This window comes from Lelliottia sp. WB101, assembly GCF_003051885.1.
GTDB classification, from domain to species: domain Bacteria; phylum Pseudomonadota; class Gammaproteobacteria; order Enterobacterales; family Enterobacteriaceae; genus Enterobacter; species Enterobacter nimipressuralis.
Window position 1 is genome coordinate 3,330,541 of the sequence record NZ_CP028520.1, and the last position, 20,055, is coordinate 3,350,595.

The window sequence follows — 20,055 nt, forward strand, 5'->3', positions numbered from 1 at the left end:
ATGAGTCAGCAGGATGCCGCCAAAGAGCAGGCCACTACCCGCAATAATTTGCGCATTGTTTCCATTTTTACCGCAGCGGCGATAGGGATTGTCGGGGTGCTGGTGATCCTCTACGCCTGGCAACTGCCGCCCTTTACCCGCCACAGTCAGTTCACGGATAACGCCTATGTGCGCGGGCAGACCACCTTTATCAGCCCGCAGGTTAACGGCTATATCACCGAGGTAAAGGTGCAGGATTTCGTGCAGGTCAAAAAAGGCGATCTGCTGCTGCAAATTGATGACCGCATCTATCGCCAGCGCGTACATCAGGCGCAGGCGCAGCTGGCAATGAAAATGGCAGCGCTGAACAATAATCTGCAACAGCGCAAAAGCGCCGAAGCGGTGATTGCTCGTAACGATGCGGCGCTAAAAAACGCGCGCGCCCAGAGTGTGAAAACGCAGGCGGATTTAAAGCGCGTTAAAGATCTGACCGCCGACGGCTCCCTGTCGATTCGCGAACGCGATGCGGCGCTCGCCAGCGCTGCTCAGGGCAGCGCCGATATTGAGCAGGCCAACGCGACGCTTGAGATGTCGCGTCAGGACCTGCAGACGGTCATCGTCAATCGCGGCTCGCTGGAGGCCGACGTCGAGAGCGCAAAAGCCGCGCTGGAACTGGCGCAAATTGATTTGCAGAACACGCGGATTGTCGCCCCGCGCGACGGTCAGCTCGGGCAAATTGCCGTGCGACTCGGCGCCTACGTCACCGCCGGAACCCATCTCACTACCCTGGTGCCGCCGCAGCACTGGGTGATCGCCAATATTAAAGAGACGCAGCTGGCGGATCTGCGCGTCGGACAGCCCGTCACCTTTACCGTCGACGCCCTGAACGGCAAACGCTATCAGGGCCGCGTGCAAAGTATCTCTCCAGCGACCGGCGTCGAGTTCAGCGCCATCACGCCGGATAACGCCACGGGTAACTTTGTGAAAATTGCCCAGCGTATCCCGGTGCGCATCGAAGTGCTCGGCAAGCCCGAAGAGTCCGCCCTGCTGCGCCCCGGCATGTCCGTTCAGGTTAACATCGACACGCGGGAGGCGAAACAATGACGCTTCGTCCCGTCGTCTGCATGCTGGGTGCGCTGTGGCTGGCAGGCTGTCAGTCGGTGGATGTCGCGCCGGCCAAAAGCACGCTGCACATCCCCGCCGAGTGGCGCGAAAGCCGTGGCCCTACCAGCCCAGCGGAGCAGCTGTGGTGGCGCAATTTTCACGATAATCATCTCAATCGCTACGTGGATCAGGCGCTGCAAAATAACAGCGACGTGCTGATCGCCCGCGAGCGGATCAACGAGTATCAGGCGCAGGTCTATGCCGCCGACAGCAGCCTGTTCCCCTCCCTGGATGCGGGTGTGAGCGGCACCCGCGCCCGTGCCCAGTCGGCTGCGACCGGCCTGCCTGTCTACAGCACTTTGTATAAGGGAAGTCTCACTGCTAGCTACGATGTGGATATCTGGGGCGTCAATCGCAGCACCGCGAATGCCGCCGAAGCGACGCTGGAAGCGCAAAAAGCGGCGGCTGCCGCGGCGGATCTGACGGTCGCCTCGTCGGTGGCCTCGGGCTATGTCACCCTGCTTTCTCTTGATGAGCAGTTGCGCGTCACTCAGTCCACCGTGAAATCACGGGAAGATGCGCTGGCGCTGGCCAAACGCCAGTTCGAAACAGGCTACAGCTCGCGCCTGGAGCTTATGCAGTCGGATTCCGAGCTGCGTTCGACGCGCGCGCAGATGCCGCTGCTCCAGCATCAGATCGCCATGCAGGAAAACGCGCTCAGCCAGCTTCTGGGTGCGAATCCCGGTGCAGTGGCGCGCAGCGACAGTTTCAGCACGCTCACGCCGTTGCCATTGCCGTCGCAGCTGCCGTCGACGCTACTCAATCGCCGCCCTGACATTGTGCAGGCGGAACGCCAGTTGATCGCCGCCGATGCCACGCTCGCCGCCTCACGCGCCAGCCTGCTGCCGTCGATCAACCTCACCGCCACAGGATCGATACAGGATCGCACGCTGCCCGGTTTGCTCGACAACCCGCTGCAGCTCTGGAGTCTCGGCGGCAGCATTCTGGCACCGCTGCTGAACCGCCAGGCGCTGAACGCGCAGGTGGATATCTCTCAGTCCCAGCGTAATCAGGCGCTGTACGGCTATGAAAAGACCGTGCGCAATGCGTTCCGTGAAGTGAACGACAGTCTGGATGCCATCACGCGCTATCAGGAGCAGTTGACGGAGTTAATGGCGCAGCAGGATGTGGCCCAGGAGACGCTGCGCATCGCGCAAAACCGTTATCGCAACGGCTACTCCTCCTATCTGGACGTACTGGACGCCCAGCGAACGCTGTTCTCGGTGCAAACGAATGTGGTACAGGTGAAAAATAACCTGCTGCTGGCGCAGATTGATTTGTATAAGGCGCTGGGCGGCGGGTGGTCTGAGAAAAACTAAGGGGTCAGTCTATGCAACAAACGTGGTCTGCAGTAGATAACTATATGATTTCTTCTCTTATTCCCCAGGATACCGTGCTGCAAAGCGTGCTGGAAAATAACAAACGAGCCGGACTGCCGGAGCATGACGTCGCGGCAAATCAGGGGCAATTACTGGCTTTATTTGTCCAGATGACGCAGGCAAAGCGCATCCTGGAGATCGGCACTCTGGGCGCTTACAGTACGATCTGGATGGCGCGCGCGTTACAGCCTGGCGGCAAAATTATTACCCTTGAGGCCGATCCTGTGCATGCCGAAACCGCCAGGCAGAATATCCGCCTTACCGGGTTGCAGGCGCAGATTGAGCTTATCGAGGGACCTGGATTGCAATCGCTGGAAGGTTTCGGCGACATCCCTCCTTTTGACCTGATCTTCATCGATGCCGATAAGCCGAATAATCCGGGCTATCTGGAGTGGGCGCTGCGCTACTCCCGCCCTGGCACCGTGATCATCGGGGATAACGTGGTGCGTGACGGCGAGGTGATCAATGAGCAAAGCGAGGATGAGCGCGTACAGGGCGTACGGCGTTTTATCGATATGATCGGGGAAAACTCTCGCCTCACGGCCACCGCGCTGCAAACCGTGGGGGTAAAGGGTTGGGATGGATTTACCCTGGCAATGGTGAATAGCTGAACCGTGTTTAGCGCCCGGTAAGCATTGCGCCACCGGGCGAAAAACACACACGTCTTACGACCCGCCGGGTGGCGGCGACGCCTAACCCGGCCTGCAAACTACGCCGTAATCTGCTCCATCGCCTGCAAAATACGCTTATCGGAGATCGGATACGGCGTGCCGAGCTGCTGCGCGAAGAAACTTACGCGCAGCTCCTCGATCATCCAGCGGATCTCCCGCACATCCTCGTCCTCACGACGCGCCGGCGGCAGTTTGTTTAACCACTGCTGCCATGCCTGCTGAACACTCTCCACTTTCAGCATTTGCGCACGATCGCGATGCGGATCGACGGCCAGCTTCTCAAGGCGTTTTTCAATCGCATTCAGATAACGCAGGGTGTCGCCGAGGCGCTTGAAACCGTTGCCGGTGACAAACCCGCGATACACCAGCCCGCCCATCTGCGCTTTCACGTCCGACAGCGCCAGCGCCATGGTCATATCCACGCGCCCTTTCAGGCGTTTGTTGATATTAAACACCGCCGTCAGGATCTGCTCGACCTGTTTGGCGATGGTCACCACGGTGTCGTTCAGCCCGGCGCGCACTTTGTCGTGCAGGGCCGCAAAGCCCTCTTCCGTCCAGACCGGACCGCCCGCCTCGTCTATCAGCTTATCGACCCCACAGGAGATGCAGTCGTCGATCAGATCCAGCACCTTGCCGTACGGGTTGAAGTACAGTCCGAGCTTGGCTTTGTTCGGCAGTTTTTCATGCAGATATTTGATCGGCGACGGAATGTTCAGCAGCAGAAGGCGGCGCAGACCGCGCCACATGGCCTGCTGTTGTTCCAGCGGGTTATCAAACAGCTTGATCGCCACGCTGTCACGCTCATCCACCAGCGCAGGCCACGCCTTCACTCTGTAGTTGCCGCGCTTCTGCTCGTAGTGATTCGGCAGATTGCCAAAACTCCAGATATGCAGCCCGCTTTGCTCGATACCGTCATCGGCGACCGCCGAGAGCGTCTCCTGCACTTTGCCTTTCAGCGCCTCTTTCAACTCCGTCAGCGAACGGCCTTCGTTGAGCTTTTTGTTTTTATCATCCACCACCCGGAAGGTGATTTTCAGGTGATCGGGTACCTGATCCCAGTGCCAGGATTCGCGGTCAATGGTCACACCTGTCATGCGTCTAAGCTCTTTCTCAAGCGCATCCAGCAGCGGCAATTCCAGCGGCGTGACGCGGCCTAAAAAAGCTTCCGCGTAGTTCGGGGCCGGAACAAAATTACGGCGCACCGGTTTCGGCAAGGATTTGATCAGCGCAATCACCAGTTCGCGGCGCAGGCCGGGGATTTGCCACTCAAAGCCACTCTCATCCACCTGATTCAGCAGCGGCAGCGGAATGTGCACCGTCACGCCGTCGGCGTCTGCCCCCGGTTCAAACTGGTAGGTCAGACGCAGCTTGAGGTTGCCCTGATGCCAGAAGTTCGGATAGTCCAGCTTGCTGACTTGCTCCGCGCCCTCTTTAATCAGCATGCTCTTTTCAAAGTTGAGCAGGTCCGGCGACTCTTTGCTGGCCTTTTTCCACCAGCTGTCGAAGTGACGCGCAGACACCACGTCATGGCTGATGCGCTGGTCGTAGAACTCAAACAGCGCTTCGTCGTCCACGAGGATGTCGCGACGACGAGATTTGTGCTCCAGCTCTTCCACTTCGGCGCGCAGCTTGAGGTTTTCGCGGAAGAAGACGTGGCGAGTCTGCCAGTCGCCTTCCACCAGCGCATGGCGGATAAACAGCTCGCGGGAGAGCGCCGGATCGATCAGGCTGTAGTTCACCTTACGCGCCGCCACGACCGGCAGGCCGTAAACAGTCACTTTTTCCGTCGCCATTACCGCGCCCTGCGCGCGCTCCCAGTGCGGTTCACTGTACGAGCGTTTCAGCAGGTGCTGCGCGACAGGTTCGACCCACTCAGGATCGATACGCGCCGCAATGCGTCCCCACAGACGGCTGGTTTCGACCAACTCCGCCACGATAGTCCATTTCGGCGGTTTCTTGAACAAACCGGAACCTGGGAAAATCGAAAAGCGAGCGTTGCGCGCGCCGGTATATTCCTGCTTATCGGCATCTTTCATGCCGATGTGCGACAGCAGCCCGGTCAGCAGCGCCATGTGAATCTCGCGATACTCCGCCGGCTCACTGTTCACCGGAATGCCCAGCTCTTTCACCACCTGCCGCAGCTGGGTGTAGATATCCTGCCATTCGCGTACGCGCAGGTAGTTCAGATACTCGACCTTACACTGGCGGCGGAACTGGTTCGACGACAGCGCTTTTTGCTGCTCACCGAGATAATTCCACAGATTCACAAAAGCGAGGAAATCAGACTCTTTATCGTGGAAACGCTGATGCTTTTCATCGGACGCCTGTTTTTTGTCCATTGGCCGCTCGCGCGGGTCCTGAATCGACAGCGCCGAGGTAATGATCATCGCCTCGCGCACGCAGCCATGTTTCTGCGCTTCGAGCACCATGCGCGCCAGACGCGGGTCCACCGGCAGTTGGCTGAGCTGGCGGCCCAGCGGCGTCAGCTTATAGGCGTTCGCCTGTTCGTCGGTGGTGATCGCCCCCAGCTCTTCGAGCAGGCGCACGCCGTCCTGAATATTGCGTTTATCCGGCGCTTCGACAAACGGGAACGCCGCGATATCGCCAAGCCCGAGGGCGGTCATTTGCAGGATGACGGACGCAAGGTTGGTTCGCAGAATTTCGGGATCGGTAAATTCCGGGCGCGACAGGAAATCGTCTTCGGAATAGAGGCGAATACAGATCCCTTCCGACACACGTCCGCAGCGGCCTTTACGCTGATTCGCCGACGCCTGTGAAACCGGCTCAATCGGCAGGCGCTGCACCTTGGTGCGATAGCTGTAGCGGCTGATGCGCGCCGTACCCGGATCGATCACATACTTAATGCCCGGCACGGTGAGTGAGGTTTCAGCAACGTTGGTCGCCAGCACAATCCGGCGGCCGCTGTGGGCCTGAAACACGCGGTTCTGCTCGCTGTTAGACAGGCGGGCATACAGCGGAAGGATCTCCGTGTGGCGCAGATCGCGCTTGCTCAGCGCATCGGCAGTGTCGCGGATTTCGCGTTCACCGCTCATAAAGATCAGAATATCGCCGGGGCTTTCGCGGCCCAGCTCATCAACGGCATCAAAAATGGCCTGCAGCTGGTCGCGATCCGTGTCGTCCGCCTCTTCCACGATCGGGCGATAGCGCACTTCCACCGGATAGGTGCGGCCAGAGACTTCAATGATTGGCGCGTTGTTGAAGTGGCGCGAGAAGCGCTCCGGATCGATCGTCGCGGAGGTAATGATGATTTTCAGGTCCGGGCGGCGCGGCAGCAGCTCGCGCAGATACCCGAGCAGGAAATCAATATTCAGACTGCGCTCGTGGGCTTCATCGATAATGATGGTGTCGTACTGCATCAACAGCCGGTCCTGCTGGATTTCAGCCAGCAGAATACCGTCGGTCATCAGTTTGACCATGGTGTTGTCACTGACGTGATCGCTGAAGCGCACCTTGTACCCGATGCAGCCACCCGGCTCGGTTTGCAGCTCTTCGGCGATGCGGTTCGCCACCGTGCGCGCCGCCAGACGACGCGGCTGGGTATGACCGATCAGGCCCTTGATCCCACGGCCCAGCTCCATACAGATTTTTGGCAGCTGAGTGGTTTTGCCGGAGCCAGTCTCCCCGGCGACAATCACCACCTGGTGATCGCGCACGGCTTCAAGAATTTCCTGTTTTTTCTGACTGACAGGCAGGTTTTCCGGGTATTCAATCGATGGTCGCGCCGCTTCGCGCAGCACGACTTTCCCTGCTGCCTGTTCAATCTCTTTCGCCATCTCCTGGTAAATGGCCTGTTGTGCATCAGGATTTTTAACCTTTTTAACGCCGTGCAGGCGACGCGCAAAGCGCTGCTTATCTCGCAGCATCAGCGTATCAAGCTGTTGCATCAGCATCGGGAAGGTTAATTTTAGTTGTTCTGTCATAGTGTTAGGGGGCAGTGCTCTGCCAGGCTAAATCTCACTTGAATGATTGCTATAGAGTACCACACCGCCGCTTTGACTGCCTTATTCAAAAAAATCGAACATAGACTTCGATATATTGCGCTATCTCTGCGACAGGATTGTGAATAAAGTGTCAGCAAGCAACGGGGAAACCCCCAATCCAATACAATTTAAGGAATCACCCATGAGCAAAGTATTAGTTCTCAAATCCAGTATTCTGGCAGGGTACTCTCAGTCTGGTCAGCTGTCTGATTATTTCGTTGAACAGTGGCGTGAACAGCACAGCGCTGACGAAATCACCGTTCGCGATCTGGCTGCAAACCCGATTCCGGTACTGGATGGTGAGCTGGTTGGCGCGCTGCGTCCGAGCGATGCCCCACTGACCCCACGTCAGCAGGAAGCGCTGGCGCTGTCTGACGAGCTGATTGCCGAGCTGCAGGCGCACGACGTGATCGTGATCAACGCCCCGATGTACAACTTCAACATCCCGACGCAGCTGAAAAACTACTTCGATCTGGTGGCGCGTGCTGGCGTAACCTTCCGTTACACCGAAAACGGTCCGGAAGGTCTGGTGAAAGGCAAACGCGCAATCGTACTCTCCAGCCGTGGCGGTATCCACAAAGATACCCCAACTGACCTGGTTGCACCGTACCTGACCCTGTTCCTGGGCTTCATCGGTATCACCGACGTGAACTTTGTCTTCGCTGAAGGCATCGCTTACGGGCCAGAAGTGGCAACCAAAGCACAGACCGACGCGAAATCCGCTATCGACAGCCTGGTCGCTGCATAAGATTTTCCCCCTCTCACCGCCTGGTGGGAGGGTTTTTCCTCTCGCTTTATCCGCACCCTATTTCCACCACGCCATGACGCGCCCGCAAATAATAATACGGAATTATTCTGAAATATTTTCGGCAGGATTTGGATGCGAAGAGAAGATAATTTTTTACAGCAGAAATGAATGCGAGCTATTTGAGGATGATACGTGTATGGTAGCAGGCCAATTACACAGGAAATGCCTATGTCCGATCGCAAAGATGGAAAAGCCCGCCGTAACTTTCTGATTAAATGCCCTTGCCCAAACTGCACTAAAGACTCTGAACACAGCTATACGCGCGTTCAAAAAGGGTCACTGCTCGTTTGCCCTTACTGCAGCACAATGTTCAAATCCAACCAAAAAGTCTGATTTGTTGATCCTCTGCGATTCTGACTACTGAGGCTTTCGCCGTCATCGTGGTTGCAGACTCGCAGAGATCAAAACAGGTTAGTCGCGCAGAACCACGTTAGCGGCAGCCGGGCCTTTCGCGCCAGCGCCCATCACAAATTCCACTTTCTGACCTTCAAACAGTGTGTTGAAATTATCGCCCTGCAACGCAGATAAATTGACAGAAACATCTTTGCTGCCGTCTACCGGAGAAATAAAGCCAAAGCCTTTATCTTCGTTAAACCACTTTACTAAACCAATAATTTTTGCAGACATATAAGGCTCCTTTATTCTGGCCTTTCGGCTGGCAAATTTGTTTAAATCGTAAACGCTGGGCATTAATGCACGGCAGGGCATAATAAGCAATGTTTATTTTAACCGTGCATCACCGTTACCCCTGAAAAGGCCGACGAAAATAATTTTGCCCTGACATAAACAGACAAATTTTATTTCGTTTGCGAGGATTTGGGGCGCAGGTTTTCATCAAAGACCAGACGCGTTCTGCCCGGCTCCACTTCCCGCAGCGGTTCTACCTGATGCAGGGTCATTTTGCAGCGCTCGACCAGCACCTGATATTCGCGCGTCCCCTGCTTTTTCCATTCGAGCTCCTGATCGCTCAGCTGACGAATGGCTTTTGCCGGGCTGCCGATAATCAAATAGTTGGCGGGCATTTCGGCTTTGGCTTTCACAAACGCCGCCGCGCCGACGATGCTGTTTTCGCCGATCACCGCGCCGTCCATCACCACCGCGTTCATGCCGACCAGCGCATTTTTACGGATCACGCAGCCGTGCAAAATGGCGCTGTGACCGATATGCCCGTGCTCTTCCACCACCGTATCTTGCTCAGGGAAGCCGTGCATCACACAGTTATCCTGAATGTTTGCACCGTCTTTTACCACAATCCGGCCAAAGTCGCCGCGCAGGCTGGCATTCGGCCCGACGTAGACGCCTTTGCCTAAAATGACATCGCCAATCAGCACGGCGGTAGGATGAACGTAGCTCTCATCAGGCACGACAGGTGTAAGACCATCTATTTGATATACAGGCATTCTTCCTCCGTTATGGAATATTCAGGCCGCCAAAGCGCTGGAAATAGAGCGCCCCCGGTACCGGCAGCTCCCCGACCGAGGTTTCCCCTTTTTCACTGACAAACGCCAGGGCACCCGGTGCCACGCGCTGGTAGATGTTAATGCACAGCTGGCGGGCAGTTTGCCCGGCCCAGTGCGCGGGGAGTAGCTCCTCCGGCAGCAGCGGATCTTTCAGCACCACGCGGCGATAAAAATGGATCAACAACAGCTGGATCTGGAAACAGCGCTCCGGCGTCAGCTCATCGGCTCTCGCCTCTTTCAGCAGAGGGAGTAAAGGCCGGAACGAGTCGATAAAGGTTTCGTACATCACGTTTTGTTCCGTGAGCTGCCAGCACTCTTCCACGCGGGAGCGCAGCGCTGCACGCGACAACGCCAGCGGAGAGTGCGCTTCAAAACAGATCACGTTTTCGGCCACGCCCGCTTCATGCAGCAGGGATTGCACATCGGCCATTTTCTGCGACGGTGAGGCCATCAGGCTGGAGGCCAGCGTTCCGAACCCCTGCCAGATGAGCTGTTTTTTCACATCGGCGAGGGTATTTTTATCCAGCCCTTCCGAGAGCAATAACAGCCATTTTCCGTCCCACGCCGGTAGTTCAGCGCGGTAAATTTTGTTCTCTGCGCGACGGGTTAACCGCAGCCCCTTATCGCTCAGACGATAAAAACTGCGCCTGCCAATTCGGGAGACATCCAGCCAGCCCTCTTTATTCAGGCGAAACAGCGCGGTACGCACAAAGCGCTCGCCAAATCCCATCCCTTCCAGCAGCGCAGCCAGGCTCCCGAGCCAGATTTCACCGCCACGGTGCGAGAGCGAATCGCCATATAAGGATGAAATCAGCGACGTTCCGCTGATGGGCACAGAGCTGACGGCGTGCTGAATAAAAGTATCGAGTTTACTCATCTGATTCATTCTGTTGTGATTTTTGTCCTGGATGAATCATAGCATACAGATACCGCGCAGCGCTGCGTTTGCCCGGCCTACGATAGTTTATAGGCCGGGCGGAGAGTTAACCGTTAGCCGCCACCTTGCGCAGATCAAACACCCGGCAGGCTTTGCCTTCGGAGCGCGGGATACTGCCGCAGTTGACAATCGTCACGTCCGTGGAGATCCCGACCATCGATTTAATGCGATGACGCAGCTGATGACACACCTGGCAGCGCTGCTCGTGGCTCAGCACCAGGCTGCTCTCTTTCAGCTCGACTTTTACCGAAAGTGAATCAAGATGCCCGCGACGGTTCACTTCCAGCTGGTAGTGCGGCGACAGATGCTCAAACTTGACGATCTCCTCCTCCAGCTGTGACGGGAAGACATTTACCCCGCGAATAATCAGCATGTCATCGCTGCGCCCGCTGATACGATCCATGCGGCGCATGGTGCGCGCCGTCCCCGGCAGCAGTCGCGTCAGGTCGCGGGTGCGATAGCGGATCACCGGCAGCGCCTCTTTGGTCAGAGTGGTGAACAGCAGTTCGCCCTGCTCGCCGTCGGCCAGAGGTGTGCCGTCGTTCGGGTTGACGATCTCCGGATAGAAATGATCTTCCCAGATGGTCGGGCCGTCGGCAGTGTCGATGCACTCCATCGCCACGCCCGGGCCCATCACCTCTGACAGGCCGTAAATATCCAGCGCGGTAATCCCCAGACGTCGCTCAATTTCATGGCGCATCGCCATCGTCCATGGCTCTGCGCCAAACACGCCGACGCGCAGGGAGCATTGGCTGGCGTCGCCGCCCATCTGGCGCTCCAGCTCTTCAATCAGGTTCAGGCAGTAGGACGGCGTGACCATGATCATATCCGGCTGGAAATCGCGGATCAGCTGCGCCTGTTTCTCCGTCTGCCCGCCGGACATCGGGATCACCGTCGCGCCTAACCGTTCAGCGCCGTAGTGCGCACCCAGCCCGCCGGTAAATAAACCGTAGCCATAGGCCACGTGAATTTTGTCTTTCGCGGTGCCACCAGCCGCGCGCAGGGAACGGGCCACGATATTGGCCCAGTTGTCGATATCGTTTTGGGTATAGCCCACCACCGTTGGTTTACCGGTGGTGCCGGATGAGGCGTGAATGCGCACCACCTGCTCCATCGGCACCGCGAAGGTATCGAACGGGTAGTTATCCCGCAGATCCTGCTTGGTCGTGCAGGGGAATTTATTGAGATCGGACAGCTCTTTGAAATCGTCAGGATGCACGCCCGCAGCGTCGAATTTGCGTTTGTACATGGGTACATTGTTATAAGCATGCTTCAGCGTCCACTTCAGGCGTTCAGTTTGCAGCGCCTGTAATTCGTCCACCGAGGCTGTTTCAATGGCATCAAGTTGTGTTGTTGTCGTTGTCATTTTGTAGGGTACTCGCAGGTAGTTTTGCTCAAACACGCTCCAGGATCAGGGCAATGCCCTGGCCCACACCGATGCACATCGTACAAAGCGCGTAGCGCCCGTTGCGTCGATGCAATTCATTACTGGCCGCCAGCACCAGTCGTGCGCCGCTCATCCCCAGCGGATGGCCCAGGGCAATCGCGCCGCCGTTCGGGTTTACGTGCGCGGCATCATCCGCTAACCCCAGCTGGCGCAGCACGCCCAGAGCCTGCGATGCAAACGCTTCGTTCAGCTCAATCACATCCATATCGTTAATGCTCAGACCCGCGCGCTCCAGCACTTTGCGTGTGGCCGGAACCGGGCCAAGTCCCATCAGTCGCGGTTCGACGCCGGCACTGGCCATCGCCACGATGCGCGCACGCGGGGTTAACCCCTGCTGCTGCGCCATCTCACGGCTGGCAATAATCAGCGCTGCCGCACCGTCGTTCACCCCCGATGCGTTCCCGGCCGTCACGACGCCGTTTTTACGAAACGGGGTTTTGAGGGCGGAAAGCTGCGCTAAGGTGGTGTCGGCGCGGGGATGTTCATCCACCCGCACTTCGGTGATAACGCCCTTTTTGCCCGCCACGCTCACCGGCACGATCTCCTGCGCCAGAATGCCGTTCTGCTGGGCCTGCGCGGTACGCTGTTGGCTGCGCAGTGCAAACGCGTCCTGATCGGCGCGGCTAATATTTAACAATTCAGCTACATTCTCTGCCGTTTCGGGCATGCTGTCAGTTCCGAATTGCTGATGCATGAGCGGATTCACAAATCGCCAGCCAATGGTGGTGTCATACATCTCCGCCTGACGCTGGAAAGGCGTGGTGGCTTTGCCCATCACAAACGGCGCACGGGACATGGACTCAACGCCACCGGCGATCAGCAGATCCGCATCGCCCGCTTTAATTGCGCGTGCCGCAAACCCCACGGCGTCCAGTCCGGAACCGCACAGACGGTTGATGGTTGTGCCCGACACCGTCTGCGGAAAGCCCGCCAGCAGCGCGGCCATGCGCGCCACGTTGCGGTTATCTTCCCCGGCCTGGTTTGCGCAGCCGAAAATCACATCGTCAATTCGTTCTGCATCCAGTTGCGGATAACGCGCCAGCAGCGCGCGCAGCGGGACGGCCGCCAGATCGTCTGCACGCACGCCGGACAACGCACCGCCATAACGCCCCACCGGGGTACGAACACCATCACAGATAAATGCATCACGCATCAGGCTTCTCCTGTCACACTGCCGCCAATGCGGTGCGATTTACCGCGGAACAGGGCGACTGTTTTTTGTTGTTGGTTAGTAATTTCGATGTCGTACACGCCGGTCAGTTTGCCCTGATGTTTCACGCGGGCGCTGGCGGTCAGCTTGTCTCCGGCAAACCCAGGGCGCAGAAAATCAATGGAGCAGGCCGAGGCCACCGCCGCCAGCCCCTGGCTGTTGCAGGCGTAGGCGAACGCCGTATCCGCCAGCGAGAACAGCTGGCCACCGTGGCAGGTTTTGTGACCGTTGAGCATCTGCGGCGTGATGGTCATGGTCAGCACCGCGTAGCCCTCATCCATCTCGATAATGTCGATCCCAAGCGCCTGGGCGCAGGCATCGTTTTCATACATGGCGCGGGCGTTGTGCCAGGCGTTATGACTCATAGCTACTCTCCAGAAGCGCACGCTGGCGCAGCAGTGAACAGGGGCGATAACGTTCTTCGCCGTAGTGGCGTTGCAGGTTTTCCAGCAGAATCAGCAGGCGCTGCCAGCCCAGACGTTCCCCCCAGGCAATAGGCCCGACGGAATAGTTCACGCCGAGGCGCATAGCGGTGTCGATATCCTGCTCGCTGGCCACCCCTTTCTGCAGGGCATCCAGCGCTTCGTTGATGATCATCGCCACGGTGCGCCAGATCAGCAGACCGGGATAATCCGCACTCTGCAGAACGCGTTTTCCCTGCTGTTGCAGGTGATAAATCGCTTTTTGCGTGGCGGAGTGCGGATTACTGACGGCTGCGGCAATCACCACGGCGTCGCCGTCCATCCGATCGACCACCACCACCGGTGAATTAAGGCGCAGGGCGAGGCTTTGTGCGGTTTCGCCGGTGGTCTCCACCAGCAGCACTTCGTCGATTTCCGTGACACCGTCACTTCTTTTAGCGATCGTCGTCGGGCTAAAAGTCGCGCCGACCTGTTCCAGCCACTGGGCGGCTGGCCGCTCGCTGTGCCAGTCGTAAACCCCCTGCCCGGTTTTCTTGCCGAAACGTCCGCCAAGCACCAGCTCCTGCTGAACCAGCGACGGCAGAAAACGGCGCTCCTGCCAGAAAGCGTTAAACACCGAGCAGGTCACGGCAAAGTTCACGTCCTGCCCGATCAAATCCGTCAGCTCCAGCGGCCCCATCGGGAAACCGCCGCCTTCGCGCAGCGCGGCGTCGATGTCCTGCGCCGGGGCGACATTCTCTTCCAGCGCGCGCCAGGCTTCGGAGTAGAACGGGCGCGCCACGCGGTTGACGATAAATCCAGGCGTGGACTGGCAGCGCACAGGCTGTTTGCCCCAGTTCAGTGCCAGCTCGCACAGCAGATCCGCCACTTCGGTTGACGTCCCCAGCCCGCTTACCACTTCCACCAGCTTCATCACCGGCGCCGGGTTAAAGAAATGCAGCCCGGCGACGCGTTCCGGATGGCGCACCTCGGCAGCCACCGCGGTGATCGAAATGGACGAGGTGTTACTGGTAAGCAGCGTCTGCGGCGGGCAGATATCGCCCAGCTGTTTGAACAGCGCTTTTTTCACCTCAAGGCGCTCGGAGGCCGCTTCAATCACCAGATCGGCGGCGGCAAGCGCCTGGATATCGTTAACGGGGAGCAGACGCGCGACGATTTTTTCGCTGGCCTCGGAGGAGAGCTTTCCGCGTGCGACGCGGGATTCCAGCCGCGTGCGGATGCCCTCGATGGCGCGAACCACGGCGTCTGAAGCGATGTCGTACACCAGTACCTGATGTCCGTTGCTGGCGGCCACTTCGGCGATCCCGGCCCCCATGGTGCCGCTGCCGATCACGGCGACGGTGTGAATTCTCATCGTCATCTTATTTCCCCGTGAAATTCGGCGGGCGCTTGGCGAGGAACGCGCTCACGCCTTCGCGATAGTCGTCGCTGCGCCCGGCCAGTCGCTGATAATCACGCTCCAGATCGAGCTGTTCGTCCAGGGTGTTGGTTTCGGCGGCGTTCATCGCCTGTTTGATCAGCCCCAGACCAAAGGTCGGCTGAGAGGCAAAATGGATCGCCAGTTTCTGCGCGGTGGATGAGAGTTCTTCATCGTCAACCACCTGCCAGATCATCCCCCAGGCGTGCGCCTGCTCTGCGCTCAGCTTATCGCCCAGCAGCGCCAGACCCATGGCCCGCGCACGTCCGGCGACGCGCGGCAGCAGCCAGGTGCCACCGCAATCCGGCACCAGCCCGAGCTTGCTAAACGCCATCATGAAATTCACGGAACGCGCGGCGATTACCATGTCACAGCCCAGCGCCAGCGTTGCGCCTGCACCTGCCGCCACACCGTTCACCGCCGCAATCACCGGTTTCGGCAGTTTTGCCAGGCGGCGTACCAGCGGGTTGTAGAAGGTTTCCACGGAGTAGCCGAGATCCGGCGCGGGGCCGTTCGGGTCAACGTTGCGGTCATTCAGATCCTGCCCGGCGCAAAAACCGCGTCCGGCACCGGTAATCAACAGGCAGCGGATAGTGTCGTCCCGCTCGGCCTGCTTCAGGCACTCGGAAAGCTGCTGATGCATGACATCGTTAAAGCTGTTCAGACGCTCCGGGCGGTTCAGCGTAATGGTCATCACGCCCTGCTCAACATGACTCAGAATAAATTCCACAATTAGCGTCCTTTAAAGTCGGGGGTGCGTTTTTGTAAGAAAGCGGCGATGCCTTCCCGGCGGTCTTCCGTGGCAGACAGCAGCGTAAACAGCTGACGCTCCTGAGCCAGACCGGCCTGTAGCGGCACTTCCTGCGACTGGCGCAGCGCCTGTTTCGCAGCCTGCAACGCCAGCGGAGAATGACGCGCCATCAGTGCGGCCTGCTTCAGGGCATATTCCAGCACTAGCGCCGTCGGGAATACGTCGCTCACCAGCCCCGCCGACTGCGCCTGCTGCGCGCTAATACTTTCGCCCGTCAGCACCATTTTGCTGGCGAGGGATTTGCCGACACTGCGAATCAGGCGCTGGGTGCCGCCCGCGCCCGGCATAATGCCGAGCGTGATTTCCGGCAGACCAAAACGAGCGTTATCCCCGGCGATCACCACGTCACACAGCAGTGCCAATTCGCAGCCTGCGCCGAGCGCAAAACCGTTTACGGCGGCAATCAGCGGTTTGTTAAAAGCGTTAATGCGCGCCCAGAGCTGCGGGCGAACGTCGTTCAGCGTGGCAGGCAGATCTTTCTCCGCCATCTCGTTGAGGTCGGCCCCGGCGGCAAAGCAGCGCTCGTTGCCATAAATGACACAGGCGGAGATCTCGCCATCAACCGCAGCGGCTTCCAGCTCTTCTGCAAGTTGTGAAAGCAGCGCGTTGTTGAGGGCGTTGAGCGCCGCCGGACGGTTCAGCGTCAGCTGCAGCACGCGGCCATGACGGGTGACAATCAATTCGCTCATGCCATCCCCTTCGCGTCAAAATCGACCACCACGTCGGCGGTCAGCGGCAGCGCCTGGCAGCTCAAGACATATCCCGCCGCCAGTTCGTCCGGCTCCAGGCTGTAGTTGGTCGCCATATCGACTTTTCCGCGCAGCACTTTGCATTTGCAGGTGGCGCAGACGCCACCCTTGCAGGCGTACGGCAGATCCGCGCCCTGACGCAGGGCCGCATCGAGAATGCTTTCGTCGTCAGCGGTGAGCGTGATTTCGCGGTCGCGGCCATCCTGACGAACAGTCACTTTCTGCCCCTGCGCCTGAATCGTCGTCGCGCGTTTCACAGCGCTCCCCGGCGTATTAAAGCGCTCAAGGTGAATGGTTTTCTCCGGCATCCCCAGCGCTTTCAGCGCCAGCTCGGCGTCGTCCATCATCGCCGAGGGGCCGCAGATAAAGGCTTCGTCGAACAGGCTGAAATCGATCAGCGTTTTTCCCAGCTGCTGGAGTTTTTCGCCGTCGATACGCCCGTGGAGCAGTTCACTGTCGAGGGTCTCCTGACTGAAAATATTCACCAGCTGCAGGCGCTGCGGCCAGGTGTCTTTCAGATCCGCCAGCGCCTGGCGAAACATCATGCTCTGGCTGCTGCGGTTGCCGTAAATCAGAGTGAAATGGCTCTGCGGCTCGACCCGCAGGGTGCTGGAGATAATCGCCAGCATCGGCGTGATCCCTGAACCGGCGGCAATCGCCAGATAGCGCCCGGCGCGTTCCGCCTGCGGCTGATAGCCAAAGTGGCCCTGAGGGACCATCACCTCCAGCGCCATGCCCTGTTTGATCTCATCGCGGGCATAACGAGAAAAACGCCCGCCGTCGATGGCTTTCACCGCCACGCTGATTTCGCCCGGCGTCACGCTGCGACAAATGGAGTAGCAGCGGCGTAGCTCTTCGCCTGCCAGCTGCGCTTTGAGTGTCAAATGCTGGCCGGGGCGGAAACGGTAGGCGTCCTGCAAAGTCTGTGGGATCGCGAAAGTAATGGTCACCGCATCGCGGGTTTCGGGTTCCACTTTTGCCACCGTTAAGGAATGAAACGTTGTCATGGCAACCTCAGATACATTTGAAATAGTCGAAAGGTTCACGGCAGGCGTTACAGCGATAGAGCGCTTTACAGGCCGTGGAACCAAATTCACTGATAACCGACGTGTCGGTGCTCGCGCAGCGCGGGCAGGCCACCTCGGCAGGGGCATGCGCATGGCAGCTGTGGCCTACCGGCGGGCTGATGCCGTATTCACGCAGTCGCGCGCGGGCGTCGTCGGTCATCCAGTCGGTTGTCCAGGCCGGGTCAAGCTGCAGGACGATATGCACTGGCGTAAAACCGTGGGCGGTCATCGTCTCGCGAATGGCGCCGAGCAGATGCTCCGTCGCCGGACAGCCCGAATAGGTTGGCGTAAAGCCAATCACCCAGCCGCCCGCCTGTGCGCAGACGCTGCGCACCATGCCTAAGTCGGTGATGGTGAGCACCGGCACTTCCGGGTCCGGGATCTGGCTTAACAGCGACCAGATTTGCGGGATTTCCGCCGGGGCGATCTCAGCGAGACGTTGCATAGCGACCTCCTCTTACCACTGCTGACCGGGATACATGCGCTGGAGATACTGCATCTCCGCCAGCATCGGTCCCAGATGTTCGGTGTGCAGCCCTTTTTTGCCGCCGGTGCGATACGCCGCCTCTTCCGGAATGTTCAGGCTGGCCTGCTGGAAACCGACAAACACTTCCGCTTCCCACTCGGCGCGGAGTTCGCGCGGGTCGACGGCGATCCCCTCGGCAATAAGCTGCTCTTCCAGCGCATCGGCTTCGAACAGTTCGGCGGTAAAGCGCCACAGGGAATCGATCGCCTGCTGCATTTTTTGCGCCGACACCTCCGTGCCGTTGCCCAGACGCTCCAGCCAGCCGCGGCTAAAGCGCAGGTGGTAGCGCGCCTCTTTGATCGCTTTCGCGGCAATCGCGGCCAGCTGCGCGTCGCGGCTTTGGGTCAGACGGGTAAAGAGCGCCACGTGCCAGGCGTCGATGAAATACTGACGCACCAGGGTGTCGGCGAAGTTACCGTTCGGCTGCTCCACCAGCAGCAGATTGCTGAACTGGCGCTCATCGCGGCCAAAGGCCAGCGTGTCTTCGTCGCCCTGTCCTTCCAGTTCGGCGGCGTAGGTTAAGAAATTGCGCGCCTGTCCGAGTAAATCCAGGCCAATATTGGCCAGCGCCAGATCGATCTCCAGCTCTGGCGCATGGCCGCACCACGCGCCGAGACGCTGCGACAGGACCAGACAGTTATCACCCAGGCGCAGGGCATATTGCGTTGTTGCTTTCATATCCATCCTCACATGTGCTCGATGCCATCAGGGAGGGTGTAAAAGGTCGGATGACGGTAGACCTTGCTCTCTGCGGGGTCGAAAAATTCTCCGCGCTCTTCCGGCTGCGAGGCGACGATTTCGCTGGCTTTCACCACCCAGATCGAACAGCCTTCGCTGCGACGGGTGTAGGCATCGCGCGCATTTTCCAGCGCCATGCGGTCATCGGCGGCGTGCAGGCTGCCAACGTGACGGTGGGATAACCCCTGTTTGCTGCGAACAAACACTTCATATAACGGCCAGTAGACATTGCTCATGGTTAATTCCTCTTACGCGGCGGTGCGGGCGTGTTGTTTTTCTGCGTGCGCCAGTGCGGCTTCGCGCACCCACGCCCCCTCTTCCCAGGCTTTACGTTTCGCGGCGAGGCGCTCGTGGTTGCAGATGCCGCGTCCGTTAATCACTTCTTCAAATTCATGCCAGTCGATTTCACCAAAGCGGTAGTGGCCGCTCGCTTCATCGAAGTGCAGATCCGCATCCGGCACGGTCATGCCCAGCATCTCGACCTGCGCGACAGTGTTGTCGACAAAGCGCTGTCGCAGTTCGTCATTGCCGAAGCGTTTGATTTTCCAGGCCAGGCTGCGGGCGCTGTTGGGGGAGTTGTCGTCGTTCGGTCCGAACATCATCAGTGCGGGCCACCAGAAACGGTTGATGGCGTCCTGCAGCATCTGGCGCTGAGATTCGCTGCCCTGCGCAAGTGCCATACAGGCTTCAAACCCCTGGCGCTGGTGGAAGCTCTCTTCTTTACAAATTTTCACCATTGCGCGGGCATACGGCCCGTAAGAGGTGCGGCACAGGGCCACCTGGTTAACGATGGCCGCGCCATCGACCAGCCAGCCAATCACGCCGATGTCGGCCCAGCTCAGGGTTGGGTAGTTGAAGATCGAGGAGTATTTCATCTTGCCGTCGAGCATCTTCTGGTAGATGTCTTCCCGCGCACAGCCCAGGGTCTCCGCCGCGCTGTAGAGATACAGCCCGTGCCCCGCCTCATCCTGCACTTTCGCCAGCAGAATCGCTTTGCGGCGCAGTGTCGGTGCGCGGGTGATCCAGTTTCCTTCCGGCAGCATGCCGACAATTTCGGAGTGCGCATGCTGACCAATCTGGCGGATCAGGGTTTTGCGGTAGGCGTCCGGCATCCAGTCTTGCGTCTCGATGGCTGTCTCCTGTGCGATGCGCTGTTCAAAGCGTTGTTCTTCCGTCACGTCGTCACCTTTATGATTCGTTAAATCGTCAATCATCGCTTAATGATGAATCACTTCGTTTCTTAAAAGTTACACAAAGGTTAAATATAAC

20 protein-coding genes are annotated in these 20,055 nt (G+C 58.7%); 5 read left to right on the plus strand and 15 right to left on the minus strand.

All coding sequences use genetic code 11. The features are described from left to right. The 3 genes from DAI21_RS16040 to DAI21_RS16050 are packed head-to-tail and all read left to right on the plus strand — an operon-like array spanning window position 1 to window position 3,133. Window positions 1-1,083 carry an HlyD family secretion protein gene (locus DAI21_RS16040; RefSeq protein WP_107703611.1) on the plus strand — a complete coding sequence of 361 codons (1,083 nt, stop codon included), beginning with the start codon at window positions 1-3 and terminating at the stop codon, window positions 1,081-1,083. Beyond that, window positions 1,080-2,462: an efflux transporter outer membrane subunit gene (locus DAI21_RS16045; protein ID WP_107703612.1), complete on the plus strand. Its 1,383-nt coding sequence runs from the start codon at window positions 1,080-1,082 to the stop codon at window positions 2,460-2,462. Before DAI21_RS16040 ends, DAI21_RS16045 begins: the two co-directional genes overlap by 4 nt. Before the next feature lie 11 nt (window positions 2,463-2,473). Next, on the plus strand, window positions 2,474-3,133 hold the full coding sequence (locus DAI21_RS16050) for an O-methyltransferase (protein WP_107703613.1): 660 nt from the start codon (window positions 2,474-2,476) through the stop codon (window positions 3,131-3,133). A 98-nt stretch (window positions 3,134-3,231) separates the two neighbouring features. Here DAI21_RS16050 and hrpA read toward each other — a convergent pair whose 3' ends face one another. Next, a complete protein-coding gene (gene hrpA, locus DAI21_RS16055) occupies window positions 3,232-7,134 on the minus strand; it encodes an ATP-dependent RNA helicase HrpA (protein ID WP_107703614.1) in 3,903 nt (1,300 codons plus the stop codon). 202 nt (window positions 7,135-7,336) lie between these two features. On the opposite strand from hrpA, the gene azoR reads away from it, so the two are divergent. Together azoR and DAI21_RS23275 are read left to right on the plus strand one after the other, a co-directional pair. Beyond that, on the plus strand, window positions 7,337-7,942 hold the full coding sequence (azoR, locus tag DAI21_RS16060; protein WP_095281956.1) for an FMN-dependent NADH-azoreductase: 606 nt from the start codon (window positions 7,337-7,339) through the stop codon (window positions 7,940-7,942). A gap of 228 nt (window positions 7,943-8,170) precedes the next feature. Further along, window positions 8,171-8,335, plus strand: coding sequence for a YnfU family zinc-binding protein (locus DAI21_RS23275; protein ID WP_215628781.1), 165 nt, complete (start codon window positions 8,171-8,173; stop codon window positions 8,333-8,335). A 78-nt stretch (window positions 8,336-8,413) separates the two neighbouring features. Here the strand turns inward: DAI21_RS23275 and DAI21_RS16065 are convergent, their stop codons facing one another. From DAI21_RS16065 to paaA, 14 genes are all read right to left on the minus strand, one after another. Next, window positions 8,414-8,629, minus strand: a complete 216-nt coding sequence (locus DAI21_RS16065) for a cold shock domain-containing protein (protein WP_100780228.1) — start codon at window positions 8,627-8,629, stop codon at window positions 8,414-8,416. A 170-nt stretch (window positions 8,630-8,799) separates the two neighbouring features. Further along, window positions 8,800-9,402 (minus strand): phenylacetic acid degradation protein PaaY, encoded by a 603-nt coding sequence (gene paaY / locus DAI21_RS16070; protein WP_100780229.1) that lies wholly within the window; start codon window positions 9,400-9,402, stop codon window positions 8,800-8,802. 10 nt (window positions 9,403-9,412) lie between these two features. Beyond that, a complete protein-coding gene (paaX, locus tag DAI21_RS16075) occupies window positions 9,413-10,348 on the minus strand; it encodes a phenylacetic acid degradation operon negative regulatory protein PaaX (RefSeq protein ID WP_100780230.1) in 936 nt (311 codons plus the stop codon). A gap of 97 nt (window positions 10,349-10,445) precedes the next feature. Next, window positions 10,446-11,765: a phenylacetate--CoA ligase PaaK gene (gene paaK, locus DAI21_RS16080; RefSeq protein ID WP_100780884.1), complete on the minus strand. Its 1,320-nt coding sequence runs from the start codon at window positions 11,763-11,765 to the stop codon at window positions 10,446-10,448. A gap of 28 nt (window positions 11,766-11,793) precedes the next feature. Further along, window positions 11,794-12,999, minus strand: coding sequence for a 3-oxoadipyl-CoA thiolase (gene pcaF, locus DAI21_RS16085; protein WP_107703615.1), 1,206 nt, complete (start codon window positions 12,997-12,999; stop codon window positions 11,794-11,796). Further along, complete coding sequence (gene paaI / locus DAI21_RS16090; protein WP_100780232.1) at window positions 12,999-13,421, minus strand: hydroxyphenylacetyl-CoA thioesterase PaaI; 423 nt, start codon at window positions 13,419-13,421, stop codon at window positions 12,999-13,001. The genes pcaF and paaI overlap by 1 nt, the downstream gene beginning before the upstream one ends. Continuing rightward, entirely contained in the window at window positions 13,411-14,838 is a 1,428-nt protein-coding gene (gene paaH / locus DAI21_RS16095; protein ID WP_107703616.1) for a 3-hydroxyacyl-CoA dehydrogenase PaaH, read from the minus strand. Before paaH ends, paaI begins: the two co-directional genes overlap by 11 nt. A gap of 1 nt (window position 14,839) precedes the next feature. Continuing rightward, complete coding sequence (gene paaG, locus DAI21_RS16100; RefSeq protein ID WP_107703617.1) at window positions 14,840-15,628, minus strand: 2-(1,2-epoxy-1,2-dihydrophenyl)acetyl-CoA isomerase PaaG; 789 nt, start codon at window positions 15,626-15,628, stop codon at window positions 14,840-14,842. After that, window positions 15,628-16,395, minus strand: coding sequence for a 2,3-dehydroadipyl-CoA hydratase PaaF (gene paaF / locus DAI21_RS16105; protein ID WP_107703618.1), 768 nt, complete (start codon window positions 16,393-16,395; stop codon window positions 15,628-15,630). Before paaF ends, paaG begins: the two co-directional genes overlap by 1 nt. After that, a complete protein-coding gene (gene paaE, locus DAI21_RS16110) occupies window positions 16,392-17,462 on the minus strand; it encodes a 1,2-phenylacetyl-CoA epoxidase subunit PaaE (RefSeq protein ID WP_107703619.1) in 1,071 nt (356 codons plus the stop codon). The genes paaF and paaE overlap by 4 nt, the downstream gene beginning before the upstream one ends. 7 nt (window positions 17,463-17,469) lie before the next feature. Beyond that, complete coding sequence (paaD, locus tag DAI21_RS16115; protein ID WP_107703620.1) at window positions 17,470-17,967, minus strand: 1,2-phenylacetyl-CoA epoxidase subunit PaaD; 498 nt, start codon at window positions 17,965-17,967, stop codon at window positions 17,470-17,472. 12 nt (window positions 17,968-17,979) lie between these two features. Continuing rightward, window positions 17,980-18,726, minus strand: coding sequence for a 1,2-phenylacetyl-CoA epoxidase subunit PaaC (gene paaC / locus DAI21_RS16120; protein ID WP_107704274.1), 747 nt, complete (start codon window positions 18,724-18,726; stop codon window positions 17,980-17,982). Between the two features lie 8 nt (window positions 18,727-18,734). Then, window positions 18,735-19,022 carry a 1,2-phenylacetyl-CoA epoxidase subunit PaaB gene (gene paaB / locus DAI21_RS16125; RefSeq protein ID WP_100780238.1) on the minus strand — a complete coding sequence of 96 codons (288 nt, stop codon included), beginning with the start codon at window positions 19,020-19,022 and terminating at the stop codon, window positions 18,735-18,737. A 12-nt stretch (window positions 19,023-19,034) separates the two neighbouring features. Beyond that, entirely contained in the window at window positions 19,035-19,964 is a 930-nt protein-coding gene (paaA, locus tag DAI21_RS16130) for a 1,2-phenylacetyl-CoA epoxidase subunit PaaA (protein ID WP_107704275.1), read from the minus strand. Window positions 19,965-20,055: the final 91 nt, after the last annotated feature.

Bases quoted from the DNA above. Each gene is read 5' to 3' on its own strand.
- paaK (WP_100780884.1), bottom strand. From the start codon at position 11,765: ATGACAACGACAACAACACAACTTGATGCCATTGAAACAGCCTCGGTG.
- paaB (WP_100780238.1), bottom strand. From the start codon at position 19,022: ATGAGCAATGTCTACTGGCCGTTATATGAAGTGTTTGTTCGCAGCAAA.
- paaI (WP_100780232.1), bottom strand. From the start codon at position 13,421: ATGAGTCATAACGCCTGGCACAACGCCCGCGCCATGTATGAAAACGAT.
- paaC (WP_107704274.1), bottom strand. From the start codon at position 18,726: ATGAAAGCAACAACGCAATATGCCCTGCGCCTGGGTGATAACTGTCTG.
- DAI21_RS16040 (WP_107703611.1), top strand. From the start codon at position 1: ATGAGTCAGCAGGATGCCGCCAAAGAGCAGGCCACTACCCGCAATAAT.
- paaH (WP_107703616.1), bottom strand. From the start codon at position 14,838: ATGACGATGAGAATTCACACCGTCGCCGTGATCGGCAGCGGCACCATG.
- hrpA (WP_107703614.1), bottom strand. From the start codon at position 7,134: ATGACAGAACAACTAAAATTAACCTTCCCGATGCTGATGCAACAGCTT.
- DAI21_RS16045 (WP_107703612.1), top strand. From the start codon at position 1,080: ATGACGCTTCGTCCCGTCGTCTGCATGCTGGGTGCGCTGTGGCTGGCA.
- DAI21_RS16050 (WP_107703613.1), top strand. From the start codon at position 2,474: ATGCAACAAACGTGGTCTGCAGTAGATAACTATATGATTTCTTCTCTT.
- paaY (WP_100780229.1), bottom strand. From the start codon at position 9,402: ATGCCTGTATATCAAATAGATGGTCTTACACCTGTCGTGCCTGATGAG.
- DAI21_RS23275 (WP_215628781.1), top strand. From the start codon at position 8,171: ATGTCCGATCGCAAAGATGGAAAAGCCCGCCGTAACTTTCTGATTAAA.
- paaD (WP_107703620.1), bottom strand. From the start codon at position 17,967: ATGCAACGTCTCGCTGAGATCGCCCCGGCGGAAATCCCGCAAATCTGG.
- paaF (WP_107703618.1), bottom strand. From the start codon at position 16,395: ATGAGCGAATTGATTGTCACCCGTCATGGCCGCGTGCTGCAGCTGACG.
- paaE (WP_107703619.1), bottom strand. From the start codon at position 17,462: ATGACAACGTTTCATTCCTTAACGGTGGCAAAAGTGGAACCCGAAACC.
- DAI21_RS16065 (WP_100780228.1), bottom strand. From the start codon at position 8,629: ATGTCTGCAAAAATTATTGGTTTAGTAAAGTGGTTTAACGAAGATAAA.
- pcaF (WP_107703615.1), bottom strand. From the start codon at position 12,999: ATGCGTGATGCATTTATCTGTGATGGTGTTCGTACCCCGGTGGGGCGT.
- paaX (WP_100780230.1), bottom strand. From the start codon at position 10,348: ATGAATCAGATGAGTAAACTCGATACTTTTATTCAGCACGCCGTCAGC.
- azoR (WP_095281956.1), top strand. From the start codon at position 7,337: ATGAGCAAAGTATTAGTTCTCAAATCCAGTATTCTGGCAGGGTACTCT.